This window comes from Burkholderiales bacterium (genome assembly GCA_013695435.1).
In the GTDB taxonomy this organism is placed as follows: domain Bacteria; phylum Pseudomonadota; class Gammaproteobacteria; order Burkholderiales; family JACMKV01; genus JACMKV01.
Genome location: JACDAM010000134.1, coordinates 1 through 17360 on the forward strand (window position 1 = coordinate 1; position 17360 = coordinate 17360).

The window sequence follows — 17360 nt, forward strand, 5'->3', positions numbered from 1 at the left end:
GTCCCGGAACCGGCGCCAACCTGATTCATTATCGAGGCCGCGAAACAGACTGGATCGGAATCGAACCGAATCCATACATGCACGCTTATCTCAAAAAAGAGGCAGAAAAACTCGGCATAGCGGTCGATCTGCGCGGCGGAGTTGGCGAGCGGCTGGAGATCGAAGACAACAGTATCGATGCTGTGGTCGCGACTTTAGTGCTCTGTTCGGTAAATAATCTTGCCGACGTATTGCGGGAGATTTTGCGGGTGCTGAAACCCGGCGGGCAGTTCTTCTTCATGGAGCATGTCGCGGCCCCGCGCGGCACATGGCTGCGGCGAATCCAGCAATGGATACGGCCGATCTGGAAGCCGCTGCTCGACGGCTGCCGGCCCGATCAGGAGACATGGATTGCACTGGAGCAGGCGGGATTTGCAACGGTCACTTACGATCGTTTTACCGGGCCGATTCCGATCGCAAGCCCGCACATCATCGGTGTCGCAGTGAAGAAGTCGTGCAGACCATAGATTGGCGGGGGCGAAGGCGGAATTTGGGCACGGCATGGCATAACCGGATCATGATTAAGGAGCCAGGCTCGATATAACCCTCTGGCGGATGTTACGTGTCGCGTGCCCTGCCGCCATGGTCGATGACCCCGCACATTACCGCTGAACCAGCTACCGGGCTAACGCCCTGAACCAGCATCAGCCTTTGGGAAACAACCGTTCTATGCCAAGCTCGAGAAACTAACCGGCGAACGGCGCGAAGCGAAACCAAGAGGCAGGCCGAGGCTGCCACGAGACGCCCATCCCGATGCGACCCACCGTCAAGGAAAGTTGGAGGTATGAGATGCGATGGTGGAATAATTCGACCCGGGGCTCTTTGAATCGCCTGTATTTCTCCATCCTGCCGGGTTGTGCGGCGAGTGCGCTCAATTCGCCATCCAAAGACCTTACCCCGGAGCGCCGTAACGGTACCGTCAGGGCGGGTTTGCACATTGCGAAATAGCGGCCGAAAATCAGCGCCCATACCGGCTCGGTTCCCGAAGCCGGTCACGCAGCGTGTTGCTGCCGCATCCGGACGTATGTAATCTTGTCGTAACAACCATCCCGCGTGCGCGTGAAAGGAGGCTGTATGTCCAGCGTTCCCATTGGCGAAAAAAGTCAGTCCGGCGCGCCGGCAGAACCGGCCCCTGAAACGTGTGATGGGGCCATGGTTGTTGCTGCTGTTCATCGTCGGCGACATTCTCGGCACTGGCATCTACGCGCTCACGGGCCAGGTTGCCAAGCAGGTCGGTGGAGTTGTATGGCTGCCGTTTCTGGTGGCTTTCATCGTGGCCGTCATCACCGCCTTCAGCTATCTGGAACAGGTGACGAAGTATCCCAGGGCCGCAGGCGCCGCTCTTTACACGCACAAGGCATTCGGCATTCACTTCGTGACGTTCATCGTCGCTTTCGCCGTGATGTGTTCGGGCATTACCTCCGCATCGACAGCCTCGCGAGCGTTCGCCGCCAACCTGTCGAATGCCTTCGGGCTTGACCTCGCGGGCGGAATCGGCATCACGCTGGTCGGGCTGGCATTCATGGCGCTGGTTGCGGCGATCAACTTTCGCGGCGTCGGCGAGAGCGTGAAGTTCAATGTCGTGCTGACTTGCGTCGAACTGACCGGTCTTCTGATTATCATCTTCATCGGTCTGTGGGCGATCGGGCACGGTGAAGGCGACGTATCGCGCGTCATGGAGTTCAAAACATCGGCCGATGGCAGTAACCTGTCCCGCAAATAAGTTGCCTAAATCGCCGTTCGCCCTAGGCCTGTCGAAGGGCCCCCTGCCATCGTTCATGGTTCGACGAGCTCACCACGAACGGTGCGAAAATAAACAAGTTATTTGCGGGACGCAATATTAGACCAAGCGCTTCGTGTATTACGTCGACCAGAATATCTTTCCGTAATCGCATGGCACTCAGCGACGAGGCAGCGAAATCCGAACGCATTGAGCGCGTGCTTAGGCTTGTGCACGAGCGCTTGCCTGCCGAACACGTAAGTCTGACCGAAATCTTTGTGCGCGATTACTTCAGCCAGGTCGATGCCGAAGACCTGGGCGAGCGCGAGGTCTTCGATCTTTACGGCGCGGCGCTTTCCCACCTCAACTTTGCACGCCGCTTCCAATCGGGTGCGCCCAAGTTGCGCGTTTACAACCCGCGACTCGAAGAACACGGCTGGCAATCGGCTCACACCATCGTCGAAATGGTCAACGACGACATGCCGTTTCTGGTCGATTCGATCACCATGGAAGTGAACCGCCAGGGCCTCACCCTGCATCTCATCATTCATCCGGTAATGGAGGTAAAACGCGACGTCGGGGGGGCGCTTGTCGAGCTCAAGCCGAAGGCCGGCGGCCGCCACGAATCGTTGATCCACGTCGAAGTCGACCGGCGCAGCGATCCCGTTCTACTCGGCGAGTTGCAAGCGGGAATTCAGCGCATCCTCGATGACGTGCGTGCGACAGTCGCCGACTGGCAAGCGATGCGTGCGCGCCTCGACGATATCATCGCCACCCTCGCGTCCTCTCCGCCTCCCCTCGATCAAGCAGATATCGCCGAGGACACCGCCTTCCTGCGGTGGATCGCGGACAGCCACTTCACTTTCATCGGCTACCGCGAGTACGACCTGATGGTGCGCGAAGGCGACGATGCGCTGCGCATCGTCGCCGGGTCGGGGCTCGGCATTCTGCGTGAGACGGGAGAACGCAGTGAGTCGGCGAGCTTCGCGGCGCTGCCCGCGAACGCTCGCGCGCAGGCGCGGGCGCTGGAGCTTCTGATCGTGACCAAGGCGAATTCCCGCTCCCCCGTGCATCGCCCCGGTTATCTCGATTACATCGGCGTCAAGCGCTTCGATGAATCCGGCAACGTGGTGGGCGAACAACGCTTTCTCGGGCTCTACACATCAACCGCATACAATGCCCGCCCTGCCGACATTCCGTGGTTGAGGCGCAAAGTCGCCATCGTCATCGAGCGCGCCGGTTTTCGGCCCGGCAGCCATGCCGCGAAGACGCTCCTGACCATCCTCGAGCAGTACCCGCGCGATGAGTTGTTCCAGATTTCGGCCGAAGAATTGCTCAACACGGTCACCGGCATCCTGCGCCTGGGCAACCGCCAGCGCACCAGGCTTTTCGTCCGGCGCGATCCCTACGACCGCTTTTTGTCGTGCCTGATCTACGTTCCGCGCGAGAACTACAACACTGAACTGCGCCAGCGCATGCAGGAGTCGCTGATGCGCGCATTCAACGGCGTCAGCTCCGAATTCACCGTACAGCTTTCCGAATCCGCACTGGCGCGCATCCTCATGGTGATCCGCACCCGTCCCGGCGGCGTGCCCGATTATGACGTGCGCGCCCTCGAAGCCAGGCTGGCGCGAGCGGCGCGGCGCTGGCGCGACGACCTCCATCAGGCGCTCGCCGAGCACGGTGGTGAAGAACAGGCCAACCGTTTCGCGCAGCGCTATCGCTACGCTTTTCCCGCCGGCTATGTAGAGGACTATTCGGCGCGCAACGCGGTGCTGGATATTGCGTTGATGGAATCGCTCGACGGCGACGATCTGGCGATGAATCTCTACGCGCCGCTGGAAGCTCCGGCCGGCTCGCTGCGTTTCAAGATTTTCCATGCCGGCGCGCCGGTCACGCTTTCCAGGAGCATGCCGATGCTCGAGCACCTCGGTGTCACCGTGCTCGAAGAACGGCCCTACCAGATCGAGCCCGAAGGCGCGGCGCCGATTTGGATCCACGATTTCGGCATGACTTACTCCGGCGAATTCGAAATCCATGCGGTGCGCGATCTGTTCCACGACGCTTTCGCACGCGTGTGGTCCGGCGAGATCGAGAACGATGACTTCAATAAGCTGGTGCTGCGCGCACGGCTTGCCGCCGCCGACATTACCGTGCTGCGCGCCTATTGCAAGTATCTGCGCCAGGCGCGGTTTACTTTCAGGCAGGCGTACATGGAACAGGCGCTTGCAGCACACCCCGCGATCGCGCGAGCACTCATCGAACTGTTCCATCTGCGCTTCGATCCCACGCGCGACGGCAATGGCGAAATCGAGTTGGTAAAAGCGATCAACGCGTCGCTCGAAAAAGTCGAGAACCTGGACGAAGACCGTATCCTGCGCCAGTTCCTGGCGGTCATTCTCGCCACCATCCGCACCAATTATTTTCAACGCGGCGGCGACGGCAAGCCCAAAGCGTACCTTTCGTTCAAACTCGATTCAGCCAGGGTGCCCGGCCTTCCCGAGCCGAAGCCCATGTTCGAAATCTTCGTGTATTCACCGCGCGTCGAGGCCGTGCACTTGCGCGGCGGCAAGGTCGCGCGCGGCGGTCTGCGCTGGTCGGAGCGCATGGAGGATTTTCGCACCGAAGTGCTGGGACTGGTCAAGGCGCAACGGGTGAAGAATGCGGTGATCGTGCCGGTCGGATCGAAAGGCGGCTTCGTCGTGAAGAATCCGCCGCCCGCCACCGACCGCGAGGCCTTCCTCAAGGAAGGTATCGCCTGCTACCAGACATTTTTGCGCGGCATGCTCGACATCACGGATAACCTGCTCGCCGGCTCAGTCGTTCCACCGCGTTCGGTGAAGCGCCTCGATGGCGACGATCCTTATCTTGTCGTGGCGGCCGACAAGGGGACCGCGACATTTTCCGATATCGCCAACGCCATCGCCGCAGACTACGGTTACTGGCTAGGCGATGCCTTTGCGTCGGGCGGCTCGGCCGGCTACGACCACAAGAAAATGGGTATCACCGCGCGCGGCGCGTGGGAGTCGGTCAAGCGCCACTTCCGCGAATTGGGCGTGAACACGCAGGAACAGGACTTCACGGTAGTAGGCATCGGCGACATGTCGGGTGACGTGTTCGGCAACGGCATGCTGCTATCTGAACATATCAAGCTCGTCGCCGCATTCGATCATCGCCAAATTTTCCTCGATCCCGATCCAGACCCGCGGGCGAGCTTTGCCGAACGCAACCGCATGTTCGCGCTGCCGCGTTCGTCGTGGGCGGACTACGACGCGAAGCTGATATCCTCAGGCGGCGGCGTTTATACGCGCAGCGCGAAATCGATCGCACTTTCGCCCGAGGTCAAGCAAGCGCTCGCCATTGCGGCCGATGCGCTTGATCCGAACGACCTGATCAACGCGCTTTTGAAAGCGCCCGTCGACCTTCTCTACAACGGCGGCATCGGCACCTACGTGAAGGCGAGCACGCAGACCCACGCCGAGGTCGGCGACCGCGCCAACGACGCGATTCGCGTCGACGGCAACGAACTGCGCTGCCGCGTGGCCGCCGAAGGTGGCAACCTCGGGTTCACCCAGCTCGGCCGCATCGAATACGCTTTGCGCGGCGGCAAGATCAATACCGACGCGATCGATAATTCAGGCGGCGTCGATTGTTCCGATCACGAAGTCAACATCAAAATCCTGCTGAATGACGTGGTGACAGAGGGTGAGTTGACCATCAGGCAGCGTGACCACCTGCTGGCTGAGATGACCGAGGAAGTAGGACAACTCGTGCTGCGCGATAACTATTTCCAGGCCCAATCGTTGAGCGTGAGCGGTGCGCACGGCGCGGCGCTGCTCGATGCCCAGCAACGCTTCATCCGCGCGCTCGAACGCAAGGGCAAGCTCAATCGCGAGCTCGAGTTTCTGCCATCGGACGAAGTCATCGCCGAGCGCAAGGCGGCGAAGATGGGCCTGACCTCACCCGAGCGCGCGGTTTTGCTCGCCTATGCAAAACTGACTTTGTCCGACGAGCTGATCGCATCCTCGTTGCCGGAAGACCCGTATTTCGCCGGCGCGCTCGAACGTTATTTTCCTGCCCCCTTGCGCAGCCGCTATCGCGATCACATCGCGCGCCATCCGCTGCGCCGCGAGATCATCTGCACCCACGTCACCAACAGCATGATCAACCGCGTCGGCGGCACTTTCGTGCACTGGGTGCGGGAGGAAACCGGCGCGCGGCCCGACGAGGTGGTGCGCGCGTACCTGTTGACTCGCGAGGTGTTCGATCTGGTAAGCCTGTGGAAGTCAGTGGAAGCGCTCGACAACCAGGTTGCCGACGCGACGCAGACAGCGATGCTGACGAATGGCGAGCGTCTGGCGAGCCGCGGCACCCGCTGGTTCCTGCGCAATACGCAGTATCAGAATGATATCGAGCGCGGCCTCAGTCACTTCGCCCCGGGGGTCGCGGCGATCGCCGGCTCGCTGGACACGCTGCTGGCGCAGGACGATGCGCAGCTTACACAGCAAGCCCAGGCACGCCTCACCAGTGCGCGAGTTCCGCCCGAGTTGGCAAAGCGGGTCGCGGGTCTGGACGCGTTGATCGCGGCGCTCGATATCGTCGAAGTCGCGAGCGGTAGCGATATGAGTATCGAGTCGGTCGCTCGCATCTACTTTGCGTTGTCGGGCCGCCTGCAGTTTGGCTGGCTGCGTGGCCACATCGCGCTCCTGCCCGCTGACAGTCATTGGCAGACCCTGGCCAAAGCCGCGCTTCGCGACGATCTCGCTAACGTTCAGCGCAAGCTCACGTGCGCCGTCGTCGAGCAGCATGCGACGATCGAAGGCGCCGATGCTCTGATCAAGGCTTGGGAAAATCGAAGCGGCGGCGCGCTCGAACGTTCGCGTCAAGTAATCACCGACCTTCAGTCCGGCGGCGCGCCGGATCTCGCCATGCTCTCTGTCGCGCTGCGCGAGCTGCGCGCTTTGACATAGACTGCGGCTCTTGATCGGATCCTTTACTTTATCATTGACCGCATCGACTACATTAGTCATCAGACGTTTTGACGCTATAGCGGTTAGCCGCTATGATGCCAACTTCTTGAGGTAAAACCATCATGAGCGAAGAGACTTCAAAACGCGCCACCGTATACTTTGAGCCGGCGCTGCACCAGGCCATTCGCTTGAAGGCAGCGCATACACACAGAACCGTATCGGACATAGTCAACGATGCGGTGCGGTTAGCGCTGCGTGAGGACCAGGAGGATCTTGCGGCATTCGAGGATCGTGTTGCTGAACCCGTGATCTCCTATGAAGCGCTGCTCAAGGACTTGAAGGCGCATGGCAAGCTATGAGCTCGTATTCAAGAAGTCCGTAGCCAAAGACCTTCGAGCCTTCCCCAGGCAAGACGTCAAGCGGATCATGCAGCGCATTCGGTCGCTTGCAGACGATCCGCGACCCCCAGGTTGCGAAAAGCTGTCGAGCCAGGAGCGATATCGGGTCAGGCAGGGAATCTATCGAATCATTCATGAAATCAAAGAAGACAGGCTCATTGTGTTAGTCGTCAAGATTGGCCATCGACGTGACGCCTATCGAAGCAGCTAACATGAGTCGTAGCCGCGATTCGCGCTTCATGGCCGCGGCTTAGCAAGCGTAGCCGGATGTGACGGAGTGGAATCGGGATATATATCCGGATTATGCTTCGCTGCATCCGGGCTGCTTACTGATCGGCGCCGGGCGTCTTTTTGGACCGGGCGCATTTAGCCGCCAGTGTCTTAGCGAACGAGCGCTGTATATAATCTATTCGCCGCCGCGGCGGCTTCCATAATTCCAATCAGACACAAAGGAGAACCCACGAAAATCGGAAAGATTGTCAGCACGGTCGTACTGGCCAGCGCGCTCGCATCGGGGTTCGTGTTTGCTCAGCGCAGTCCGGTACTGCCGCCGAGGCCAAGGCCATGCTGGAGAAGGCAGTAGCCGAGGTGAAAAAGGACAAGGGCGCGGCGCTGGCCAAATTCAACAAGGGCGAAGGCGGCTTCAAGGATCGCGATCTGTATCCGTTTTGCGGCGGGGCGGACGGCAACTTCACCGCGCATCCGGCGCTTCAGGGCAAGAGCTTGAAGGAGCTGAAGGACAAAGCGGGCAAGGCGCTCGGCGAAGAGTTTTACAAGATCGCCAAGGAAGGTCAAATCAGCGAAGTCAACTACATGTGGCCACGGCCCGGCACCGAGCAGCCGGTGCAGAAGGTTACCTACGTTACCAAGATCGGCGACCAGGTTTGTGCGGTCGGCTACTACAAGTAGCAGTCGCGCGGCCTGACTTTTCGAGCAGCCGCCTACGACGAGTGGGCGCTGCTCACGACGATCCATAGTACCGCCAAAAATAATACGCGCTCAAAACCAGACCGACGGCAATCACGATTCGGCGCAGCCAAACTTCAGAGAGACGTCGCGCCAGGCGAGCGCCGGCTAAACCACCAGCGACCGCGCCGACGAAAGCGATCAGTGTGTGCGGCCATGAGACGACGCCGAGTACGGCAAATACGATCACCGCGACGCTGTTGATTACCGCTCCCAGCAGATTCTTCAGCGCATTATTTAGCTGCATGTCGTGCACGCCGAGCATCGACAAGCTCGCCATCAGCATGACGCCAAGCCCTGCGCCGAAAAATCCGCCGTAGATCGCAACGACCCATTCGAGGCAGCGCGAAGCGAAGCTCGTATGCGGCGTATCGGTGACCGGCCGCTCGACGAACGCCGATATCCGCCGCCCGAACGCGAACAGCAGCGTCGCGAATAAAAGCAGAAGCGGGATCAGGCGGGCAAAGACTTGATTGGCGATCACGCCGGCGAGAACGGCGCCCACTGCCCCGCCAAGAAACGCGATACACAGCGATCCGCGAATATTGCCCATGCGGCCTCTTAGCTCGGCTCGATAACCGATAGCGGCGAATGCATGCCCGGGCCAGACCGCGACGGAATTCGAGGCGTTGGCGAAAACCGGCGGCAAGCCTGCAGCGAGGAAGGCGGGAAAGGTGAAGAAGGTGCCGCCGCCGGCCACCGCATTGCAGCCGCCAGCGATGAAGCCGGTGATCAACAGCAGTAGAGCGATTGAGAGGTCAGGCACGGCGGATCGGTGCAGGGTTTCTGTCGAATCCGCATCATATAAGCGAAACAACAGGGCCGGATCAGCGGAGCGCAACTCGTCCGCCGTAATTCGCGCTACGCTTGCAAGCGTTCTTCACTTCCCCTTATCCTCGCCAATGCAAATCTCTTACTCTCTGCTCGCGATCACCATAGGCGCCGGCGTCGCCGTGCAGGCCGGGCTCAACGCGCAGCTCCGCAATTACGTCGGGCATCCGATGTTCGCAGCGCTGGTGAATTTCCTCGTTGGAACGCTGTGCCTGATCGGATTGCTGCTTATCTTGCGTGTGCCGTGGCCGGCCATGTACGCGATGAAGCAGGCGCCAATGTGGCTGTGGCTGGGTGGGATGCTGGGCGCGCTTTACGTCGCCTCGGCAGTGCTGATTGCGCCGAAACTCGGCGCGGGCGTGATGTTCGCGCTGCTGATCGCGGGCCAGGTCGCCATGTCGCTGATCCTCGATCATTACGGCTGGGTAGGCTTTCCGCGACATCCGCTCGGCTTGTGGCGTATGATCGGTGGCGCGCTGCTTATTATTGGCGTGGTGCTCGTCGTGCAGAATTGACGCGGCGTTGTGCGCGGGAGAGCGAATGAACCCGATCAAGCCGCGCGCGATGCTCGTTTCCGCTCGTGTTCCACCAGATAGCGTTTACGAATCCGTATTGTCTGCGGCGTAATTTCCACCAGTTCGTCATCGGTAATAAATTCGATCGCCGATTCCAGGGTCAGTTGAATCGGCGGCGTCAGGGTGACGGCTTCGTCGGTGCCGGATGCACGGACGTTGGTGAGCTGTTTGCCCTTGATCGGGTTGACGACGAGATCGTTGTCGCGAGTGTGAATGCCGATCACCATGCCTTCATACAACTTGTCGCCGGGGCTGACGAACATGCGGCCGCGCTCCTGCAATTTCCAGAGCGCATAAGCGACGGCGTCGCCCTGCTCGGCTGAGATCAGCACGCCGTTGTGGCGCGCGGCCATATCGGCTTTCATCGGCGCGTAGCCGTCGAACACGTGGCTCTTGAGGCCGGTGCCGCGCGTCATGGTCAGGAAGTCGGATTGGAATCCGATCAATCCGCGTGCCGGAATGCGGTAATCGAGACGCACACGGCCGCGTGCATCCGATTGCATATCCTGCAGATCGCCGCGGCGTGCGCCGAGCGCTTCCATGACCGCGCCCTGATTGGCCTCTTCGACATCGACCGTGAGCATTTCATACGGCTCGCATTTGACGCCGTCGATATCGCGCACGATCACGCGCGGCTTCGAGACCGCGAGTTCATAGCCTTCACGACGCATGTTTTCGAGCAATATGGTCAGATGCAACTCACCGCGCCCTGAGACTAAAAAGATGTCGGTGTCTTCGGTTGTTTCGAGCCGCATCGCGACGTTGACCAACAATTCCTTTTCGAGCCGTTCACGCAGCTGGCGGCTGGTGACGAACTTGCCTTCACGGGCCGCGAACGGTGACGTATTGACCTGAAAATTCATGGTCAAAGTCGGCTCGTCGACGGCGAGTATTGGCAGGGCTTCGGGGCGCGCCGGGTCGGCGAGGGTGATGCCGATACCGAGTTCATCGATGCCGTTGATTAATACGATTTCTCCCGCCCGCGCTTCTTCGAGCGGCACGCGGTTCAGGCCCTGAAAACCGAAAATCTGGTTGACGCGCGCTTTTTTCGGCGTGTTTTTCCCATCGACCAGCATCACATCCTGCGCAGCCTTCAGCGTGCCGCGCGCGATGCGGCCGATGCCGATGCGTCCGACGAAGCTCGAATAATCGAGCGCGCTGATTTGCAACTGCAAGGGCTCATCGGGATTGCCGCGCGGCGACGGGACATGTTTCAGGATGGCATCGAACAGCGGGCGCATGTCGTTGCTTTCGGTTTTCAGATCCGGAGTCGCATAGCCGAGCAGGGCCGACGCATAGATCACCGGAAAATCGAGCTGCTCTTCCGAGGCGTCGAGCTTGTGAAACAGCTCGAACGTGTGGTCGACAACCCATGTCGGACGTGCGCCCGGACGGTCGATCTTGTTGACGACGACGATAGGCTTCAAGCCTTGCGCCAGCGCCTTGCGCGTGACGAAGCGCGTCTGCGGCATCGGGCCATCGACCGCATCGACCAGCAGCAGCACGCCATCGACCATCGACAGCACGCGCTCGACTTCGCCGCCGAAATCGGCGTGGCCGGGCGTATCGACGATATTGATATGCGTGCCCTGGTAATCGACCGCGGTATTCTTGGCGAGGATGGTGATGCCGCGCTCGCGTTCGAGATCGTTCGAATCCATCACGCGCTCGGCGATATGCTGATGCGCGGCAAACGCGCCGGCCTGGTGCAGCAGCTTATCGACCAGCGTGGTTTTGCCGTGATCGACGTGGGCGATGATGGCGATGTTGCGAAGAGGACGTCCCGTTACGGGCGAGTGCGGCATGGTATTCCAACGTGAGGGCTGCGAAGGGGCGGGATTCTAACACATAGGGGTTTCGTTCTTGCCGCAACTGCGTATAATCGCGGCTCCGGCCTCCTTGGCCGGTCGCTGTCTGACCCTTCTTCGAATAAAGCGCTGGCGCATACAAGCACACCTGCTTACCACCGCCGCTTATTTCTGTTCCGGCAAATCTACGGAAACGCTGGGTGAGAGTAACAGCCCAGTGTGCTGCCCACACTTCGAAAGTTTCGCATAGGCCGTCATCGCACGGGCGATGATCCAGTTATTCGCCGGATCAAATCCGCGCGAACGTAACCCCTTGGCGAAGCGATCTTGTGTCGGCGGCGCGATTTTTCGTGCCTTTTAGGGAACCTCATGTCATTCGAAAATCTGAATTTACATCCGCTGCTCGTCAAAGCAATTGCCGACAGCGGCTACACTGAATCAACCCCGATCCAGGCCGCCGCCATTCCGGAATTGCTGGCAGGAAGCGACGTCATGGCCTCGGCGCAAACCGGCAGCGGCAAAACCGCCGCGTTCATTCTGCCCGCGTTGCAGCGCTTGATCGAACCTTCCGTGCTGAAGACGCGCGGCCCGCGCATTCTGGTTTTGACGCCGACGCGTGAACTCGCGCTGCAAGTCACGGCCGCCGCAGACAAATACGGTAAGCACATGCAGCGGCTGCGTACCGTCAGCATCCTCGGCGGCATGCCTTATCCGCTGCAGAATAAACTGCTGTCGCAGCCGATCGACATTCTGGTCGCTACGCCGGGCCGGCTGATCGATCATATCGATCGCGGCCGTATCGATTTTTCGCGCCTGGAAATGCTGGTGCTTGACGAAGCCGACCGCATGCTCGACATGGGCTTCATCGAGGATGTCGAACGCATCGCCCTGGCGACGCCGGCGACGCGCCAGACCGTGCTGTTTTCGGCCACGCTCGAAGGCAGCATCGCCAAACTCGCGCGGCGTTTGTTGAAAGAGCCGAAGCTGATTCAGATCGCCGAACCCAAAGCGCGCCAGGAACATATCGAACAGCGCGTCCACCACGTCGACGATCTCGCGCACAAAAAGCGTTTGCTCAATCATCTGCTGCGCGACACCGAATTGAATCAGGCGATCGTGTTCATCGCCACCAAGCGCGACGCCGATACGCTCGCGGACGAGCTGTACGCGCAAGGCCACAGCGCGTCGGCGTTGCATGGCGATATGGGGCAACGCGACCGCATTCGCACACTGACGCGGCTGCGCACCGGTCAACTGCGCGTGCTGGTTGCAACCGACGTTGCTGCGCGCGGCATCGACGTACTCGGCATCACGCATGTAATCAACTACGATTTGCCGAAAATCGCCGAAGACTACGTGCATCGGATTGGCCGCACCGGTCGCGCCGGCGCTACCGGCATCGCGATTTCGTTTGCCGGCGGCAAGGACACGATGCAGTTGCGAAAGATCGAGCGCTTCACGGGCAAAAGCATGACGGCGCACGTCGTCGCCGGCTTCGAACCATCGCGTACCAGACACGCGCCGAAGGTCAGCTACAAGAGCGCCAGCGCCAACAACAATCGTGATGGCAACGCCACTGCGAACGATGCGCAGCGTCGCGGCGCTCCGTCGGGCAACCGCGTCTTCAAGGACGATCCCAAACCGGCTGCACGACCCTACGCGCGCGATGGTGTGAAGACGCGTTCCTGGAGCGATGGTCCGGAAAGAAGCTCGAGATCGGCGGCGCCCGGTGGTAGATCGAATCGCCCGCAAGCTGGGCGTTCTCCTGGTTCGAGGCGGCCGAGCCGTTTCACTTCCTGATCGGATTCAGGCGACTCGTTGTCCGGCACGCTGCGCACGCCGGCCCTTCCCAGCAAGTGGGTAGGGAGCAAATCGTCGAGCGCTTGGATCGGGCCCACCGGGCTAAGCGATCCTGCGCAACGTCGCCAATGGCGGCGCGTTCAGCGCCACGCGGGTTCCCAGCATACCTAGAGCCAGCACCCCAATCGCCCCGCAGACAATGCCGATCGGCCAGACCACAGGGCTACCGATGTAAGGCAGGTGCAACACGCGATCGGCCACCACGAAGGCCAATACGCTCGCGCCCGCGGCTGCGAGCAAGCCGGCCAACGCACCAATCGCGATAAACTCCGCGGCCTGCGCCTTTGCCAGCTGCCGCCGGCTGGCGCCCAAGGCGCGCATGATCGCGGCTTCGAACACGCGCTCGTCCTGCGTAGATGCGAGCGCCGCGAACAGCACGACGAGACCGGATGCGAGCGTGAACAGAAACACGAACTCGACCGCGCTCACCACCTGATCCATGATTTTTTGTACTTGCATGACGACCGCGGCGACATCGATGACCAGCATGTTCGGAAAAGACTTGACGAGATCGTTCAGCACACCGGCGCGTTCCGCCGGCAAATGAAAGCTGGTGACATAGCTGGCCGGATAATCGTCAAGCACGCCGGGCGCCGCGAGCACGAAAAAATTGACGCGGAACGAATCCCAATCGACCTTGCGCAGGCTGGCCACTCTGGCCTCCATGGTCTGGCCGGCGATATCGTAAGTCAGCGTATCGCCGAGCTTGATGTTCAAGGTTTCGGCGATCCCCTGCTCGACCGATAGCCATGCTTCGCCCTCACCACTTTCGAGTTCGTCCCACCATCGGCCCGCGATCAGCCGATTGTCGTCGGCCAGTTCCTGCCCCCACGACAGATTGAATTCGCGCTCGACCAAGCGCTTCGCTCTGTCGTCATCGATATAGGCTTCCGGCGAAATGGTGTTGCCGTTGATCGCGGTCAGACGGCCGCGCACCATCGGGTACATTTGCGGTGGTGAAATTCCTTTTGCCGCAAAGAATTCGCCGAGGCTCTGCAATTGATCCGGCTGGATGTTGATCACGAAGCGGTTCGGCGCATCAGGCGGCAAACTGCCTTTCCAGGCATTCAGCAGATCGCCGCGAATCAAGGTCAGCACCAGGAGCGCCATGATGCCGAGCGCAAGCGCGACGATCTGGATCACGCTGCCAAGGGCGCGGCGGCGCATATTGGCGATGCCGTAGCGCCAGCTTATGCCGCCGCTATTCGCGCCTCGCAGCAATTTCAGCAGCAGCCAGACCAGCGCGGCGGATACGAGCAGCGCAGCGCTGAAGCCGGCAAGCATGTACAGGCCGAGCGTCAGATCGTAGGCTTTCCACAGGATCAGCGCGCTGATCGAGGCGAAGCCCAAGACATAGCTGAGCACGCCGATGCCGCCCGGCGCGCCGAGTTCGCGGCGCATCACCCGCAAGGTCGGCACTTTGCCGAGCGTTACCAGCGGCGGCAAGGCAAACCCGAGCAGCAGCAACAAGCCGGCGGCAAAACCGTGCAACGCCGGCAACAACGAAGCCTGCGGCAATTCGCCTGCCACAAACGAGCCGAGAAAATGGGCGAGCGCGTATTGCGCGCCATAGCCGATCGCGCAGCCGACCGCGCTGGCCGCGAAGCCGAGAATGACAAATTGCTGGACGTAGAGCTGCAGGATGCGGCCCTGGCTCGCACCCAGACAACGCATGACCGCGCAGCCGTCGAGGTGGCGCTGCAAAAATCGGCGAGCGGCAAGCGCGACCGCAGCCGCGGCAAGTATCACGGCGACCAGCGAAGCCAGCCCGAGAAACGAGCCTGCGCGTTCCAGCGCCGAGCGTATTTCGGGGCGCGCATCGCGGATGCTTTCGATCCGTTGACCCGGCCCGATGCGCGCCGCCGCCCATTCGCGGTAATCGTCGACCGTCCGCGCGTCGCCTGCGATCAGCAACTGATAGCGTATGCGGCTGCCTGGCTGAATCAGACCGGTCGCCGGCAAATCTGCGTAATTCAGTACCAGGCGCGGCGCGAGATTCATAAATCCCACCGCCGCATCGGGCTCCTGCAGCAGCACGGCGGCGACATTCAGGCGAGCGTCGCCGATCTTGAGGGCATCGCCGATTTTGAGCTGCATGCGGTTGTAAAGTTTGTCGTCGACCCATACCGTTCCCGGCGCTGGAATGGCTTTGGCGTTGCGTGCCTCGCTAAATGGAGCATCGGCGATTTTAATTTGGCCGCGCAGCGGGTAACCGGGTGTGACAGCGCGTATCTGGCTTAACAGCGCCTCTTCGCTTTGCGCGCCCCCGGTCCCCGGCTTAATGCCCGCCGGGGCAGGCGACGGGGAAGGAGAAAAACGGTCTGGCTTTGCTCCCTCCCCACTTGCTGGGGAGGGTTGGGGTGGGGAGGGTTGGGAGCGCAGCGTACCGGAAAGAGCGGAGGATGGTTCCAATACCCCCTCCACTGGGGAGGGTCGGGATCCGGATGGAGGCGGCGCATCCGTCTGCGAAGCCGATCCATCGACTCGAGTCACCATGCTCGGGAAGCGCGCCGTGCGCGCGTTCGACAGGCCGGCATCGCGCGCGCGAATGGCATACTCCTCCGGCCAATACCGATCGGAAACAAGCAGCAGATCGCCGCCCAGCAATTGATTGGCTTGCCGGCTCAACGCGCGTTCGACGCGGTCGGCGAAAAAGCCTACGGTCGCCACACTCGAAACGGCGATCACCAGCGCCAGCGCGAGTAAATGCAACTCGCCGGCGCGCGCATCGCGCATCAACATGCGCCACGACAACTTGCCGGCCGCTAACGCGTTCAAGCGAGCGCCTGCTGTAAAACCGCGCCGCCGATCAGCCGCCCGGCGGCGAGACGCAGGCGGCGGGCGCAGCGCTGGGCAAGCGCTTCATCGTGAGTGACCAGCACCAGCGTGGTCTGATTCTCGCGATTCAGCTCGAACATCAGCTCGATGATTTCGGCGCCGGTCGCGGCATCGAGATTGCCTGTCGGTTCGTCGGCGAACACGATTTTTGGCCTGCCGGCGAACGCGCGCGCGATGGCGACACGCTGTTGCTCGCCGCCCGACAATTGTTTCGGATAATGGCCGAGCCGCTCGCCGAGTCCGACCCGCACGAGCAACGCGCGCGCCGCATCATCCGGCCTCGAATGCGCCGCGAGTTCGAGCGGCAGCATCACATTCTCCAGTGCTGTCAATGCCGGCAACAGTTGAAACGACTGGAACACGAAGCCCGCCATTCGACCGCGCAAGGCAGCGCGGCCATCCTCGTCGAGCGCGAACAAGTCACGGCCGCCGAGCACAACTTTTCCTTTGCTCGGTGTATCGAGCCCAGCCAGGAGCCCAAGCAGGGTTGACTTCCCTGAACCGGAAACCCCGAGAATGGCGACCGCCTCGCCCGCTGCGACATCGAAACTTATGTCGTCGAGTATGGTCAGGGCAGTAGCGTCGACACCGACTGTCTTCACCAGGCCGATGGCCTGCACGATGGCGCCGGTAACCGGAACAGTATTCAGGGGACTTATGGAATCCATGGAATCGATTTTCAAGCGTGTCCTTATCGTGATTTTGCTGGCACTAGTGCCGCTGGGCTCAGCACGGCTCGGCGTTGCCGCGTCCTCTTCCGCGCCGACCATACTGGTGTTCGGCGACAGCCTTTCGGCCGGCTACGGCATCGGGCTCGAGCGAAGCTGGGTGAATCTGCTGCAGCAACGGCTACAGCGCGAAGGTTACGATTACAGAGTTGCGAATGCGAGCATAAGCGGTGAAACGACGCTCGGCGGCAAGAACCGCATCGCAGCCGCGTTGAGAACCCATAGCCCGCAAATCGTGATTGTCGAACTCGGCGCCAATGACGGCTTGCGCGGATCATCGATAAAATCGATGCGCAGCAACCTCGCTGCGATCATCGACCAGGCTAAAAAAACCGGCGCCCGCGTGCTGCTGGTCGGCATCAAGCTACCCCCGAATTACGGCATGGATTACACTCGGAAGTTCCAGGATGTATACACGGCGCTCGCGCGCGAAAACAAGATAGCGCTTGCGCCATTCATGTTCGAAGGCTTCGCCGAACAAAGCGAGTTCTTCCTCGCCGATTCGGTACACCCGAACGAACGCGCGCAAGCGACGATACTGGACAATATATGGACGCCGCTCGCGCCGTTGCTGAAAGCGGCGCCCGGGCATGCCGGGCATGCGTATAATTGAAGCCGGACGACAGG

Annotated in this window: 12 protein-coding genes and 1 pseudogene; 9 read left to right on the forward strand and 4 right to left on the reverse strand. The window is 61.0% G+C overall.

Annotated features, from left to right (window positions below):
* The 6 genes and pseudogenes from H0V78_06860 to H0V78_06885 form a co-directional block, all read left to right on the forward strand.
* The coding region (locus H0V78_06860; protein MBA2351499.1) for a class I SAM-dependent methyltransferase at nucleotides 1–506 on the forward strand (506 nt) is incomplete at its 5' end.
* Between the two features lie 677 nt (nucleotides 507–1183).
* Nucleotides 1184–1714, forward strand: a pseudogene (locus H0V78_06865) (amino acid permease).
* Nucleotides 1715–1932: 218 nt separating this feature from the next.
* Nucleotides 1933–6729, forward strand: coding sequence for an NAD-glutamate dehydrogenase (locus H0V78_06870; GenBank protein ID MBA2351500.1), 4797 nt, complete (start codon nucleotides 1933–1935; stop codon nucleotides 6727–6729).
* Between the two features lie 122 nt (nucleotides 6730–6851).
* Complete coding sequence (locus H0V78_06875) at nucleotides 6852–7088, forward strand: CopG family transcriptional regulator (protein ID MBA2351501.1); 237 nt, start codon at nucleotides 6852–6854, stop codon at nucleotides 7086–7088.
* Nucleotides 7075–7338, forward strand: a complete 264-nt coding sequence (locus H0V78_06880) for a type II toxin-antitoxin system RelE/ParE family toxin (protein ID MBA2351502.1) — start codon at nucleotides 7075–7077, stop codon at nucleotides 7336–7338. The genes H0V78_06875 and H0V78_06880 overlap by 14 nt, the downstream gene beginning before the upstream one ends.
* A 353-nt stretch (nucleotides 7339–7691) precedes the next feature.
* Nucleotides 7692–8036, forward strand: coding sequence for a cache domain-containing protein (locus H0V78_06885; protein MBA2351503.1), 345 nt, complete (start codon nucleotides 7692–7694; stop codon nucleotides 8034–8036).
* Nucleotides 8037–8088: 52 nt separating this feature from the next.
* Here the strand turns inward: H0V78_06885 and H0V78_06890 are convergent, their stop codons facing one another.
* Nucleotides 8089–8859 (reverse strand): sulfite exporter TauE/SafE family protein, encoded by a 771-nt coding sequence (locus H0V78_06890; GenBank protein ID MBA2351504.1) that lies wholly within the window; start codon nucleotides 8857–8859, stop codon nucleotides 8089–8091.
* A gap of 136 nt (nucleotides 8860–8995) precedes the next feature.
* On the opposite strand from H0V78_06890, the gene H0V78_06895 reads away from it, so the two are divergent.
* A complete protein-coding gene (locus H0V78_06895) occupies nucleotides 8996–9439 on the forward strand; it encodes a DMT family transporter (protein MBA2351505.1) in 444 nt (147 codons plus the stop codon).
* A gap of 35 nt (nucleotides 9440–9474) precedes the next feature.
* Here H0V78_06895 and typA read toward each other — a convergent pair whose 3' ends face one another.
* Nucleotides 9475–11304 carry a translational GTPase TypA gene (gene typA / locus H0V78_06900; GenBank protein MBA2351506.1) on the reverse strand — a complete coding sequence of 610 codons (1830 nt, stop codon included), beginning with the start codon at nucleotides 11302–11304 and terminating at the stop codon, nucleotides 9475–9477.
* Between the two features lie 372 nt (nucleotides 11305–11676).
* Between typA and H0V78_06905 the strand changes: the two genes are divergently transcribed.
* Nucleotides 11677–13107 carry a DEAD/DEAH box helicase gene (locus H0V78_06905; protein ID MBA2351507.1) on the forward strand — a complete coding sequence of 477 codons (1431 nt, stop codon included), beginning with the start codon at nucleotides 11677–11679 and terminating at the stop codon, nucleotides 13105–13107.
* A 102-nt stretch (nucleotides 13108–13209) separates the two neighbouring features.
* Here the strand turns inward: H0V78_06905 and H0V78_06910 are convergent, their stop codons facing one another.
* Both H0V78_06910 and H0V78_06915 read right to left on the reverse strand, forming a co-directional pair.
* Nucleotides 13210–15945: an FtsX-like permease family protein gene (locus tag H0V78_06910; GenBank protein ID MBA2351508.1), complete on the reverse strand. Its 2736-nt coding sequence runs from the start codon at nucleotides 15943–15945 to the stop codon at nucleotides 13210–13212.
* Entirely contained in the window at nucleotides 15942–16673 is a 732-nt protein-coding gene (locus H0V78_06915) for an ABC transporter ATP-binding protein (protein ID MBA2351509.1), read from the reverse strand. The genes H0V78_06910 and H0V78_06915 overlap by 4 nt, the downstream gene beginning before the upstream one ends.
* Here H0V78_06915 and H0V78_06920 point away from each other — a divergent pair.
* Nucleotides 16672–17346 (forward strand): arylesterase, encoded by a 675-nt coding sequence (locus tag H0V78_06920; GenBank protein MBA2351510.1) that lies wholly within the window; start codon nucleotides 16672–16674, stop codon nucleotides 17344–17346. The two genes, H0V78_06915 and H0V78_06920, sit on opposite strands and share 2 nt — an antisense overlap.
* Nucleotides 17347–17360 lie beyond the last annotated feature (14 nt).

What these genes read in the sequence shown, in the direction of transcription:
- H0V78_06870 (MBA2351500.1), top strand. Translation starts at nt 1,933, where the DNA reads ATGGCACTCAGCGACGAGGCAGCGAAATCCGAACGCATTGAGCGCGTG.
- H0V78_06875 (MBA2351501.1), top strand. Translation starts at nt 6,852, where the DNA reads ATGAGCGAAGAGACTTCAAAACGCGCCACCGTATACTTTGAGCCGGCG.
- H0V78_06880 (MBA2351502.1), top strand. Translation starts at nt 7,075, where the DNA reads ATGGCAAGCTATGAGCTCGTATTCAAGAAGTCCGTAGCCAAAGACCTT.
- H0V78_06885 (MBA2351503.1), top strand. Translation starts at nt 7,692, where the DNA reads ATGCTGGAGAAGGCAGTAGCCGAGGTGAAAAAGGACAAGGGCGCGGCG.
- H0V78_06895 (MBA2351505.1), top strand. Translation starts at nt 8,996, where the DNA reads ATGCAAATCTCTTACTCTCTGCTCGCGATCACCATAGGCGCCGGCGTC.
- typA (MBA2351506.1), bottom strand. Translation starts at nt 11,304, where the DNA reads ATGCCGCACTCGCCCGTAACGGGACGTCCTCTTCGCAACATCGCCATC.
- H0V78_06905 (MBA2351507.1), top strand. Translation starts at nt 11,677, where the DNA reads ATGTCATTCGAAAATCTGAATTTACATCCGCTGCTCGTCAAAGCAATT.
- H0V78_06920 (MBA2351510.1), top strand. Translation starts at nt 16,672, where the DNA reads ATGGAATCGATTTTCAAGCGTGTCCTTATCGTGATTTTGCTGGCACTA.
- H0V78_06915 (MBA2351509.1), bottom strand. Translation starts at nt 16,673, where the DNA reads ATGGATTCCATAAGTCCCCTGAATACTGTTCCGGTTACCGGCGCCATC.